Source organism: Microtetraspora sp. AC03309, from assembly GCF_020826795.1.
In the GTDB taxonomy this organism is placed as follows: domain Bacteria; phylum Actinomycetota; class Actinomycetes; order Streptosporangiales; family Streptosporangiaceae; genus Microtetraspora; species Microtetraspora glauca.
On sequence record NZ_JADDIL010000479.1, the window covers coordinates 1 to 476 of the forward strand.

Here is a 476-nt window from a genome sequence, read left to right on the forward strand (position 1 = left end):
TCCCTACCCGACGGCGGCGGTCAAGTGTGGCGATGAATTCGGCGACTGGCGAACCATGGCCAGAATGATTCATTCGGGCGACACCAAGGCGTTGTCTCTGAATTATATGCGGGACCAGTGGAGAGACTATAAGAACGCAATTTACGCGTACGCAGGCCAGCTGCCCCGCACCGGCGACACCGGTATAAAAGGCGGGAGCGCCGAACTTGCGTGCAAAAACGCTACCGATTCCCTACATACTTGGTGGCATGATATGGCGGACGAGTGCAACAGGTTGCAGCAAGAAATCCAGAAATTGGCCGACGCGCACGATACCCTCGTCCGAGATCATCCAACAGCTGCCGAAGCGGATGAGTTTGACAGCATTGATTGGCGCAATTTTGTGCCTGGGGCGAAAGCCGTTCACTATCTAAAATACCAGAAGAAATCGGAGGAGGCTCTGGCCGCGTACGGAAATGCCGCGAATATGAACCCAA

General features: G+C 54.8%; 1 pseudogene. It reads left to right on the forward strand.

The features are described from left to right. A pseudogene (locus IMZ11_RS43935) lies at positions 1 to 476 on the forward strand (hypothetical protein); the annotation flags it as partial.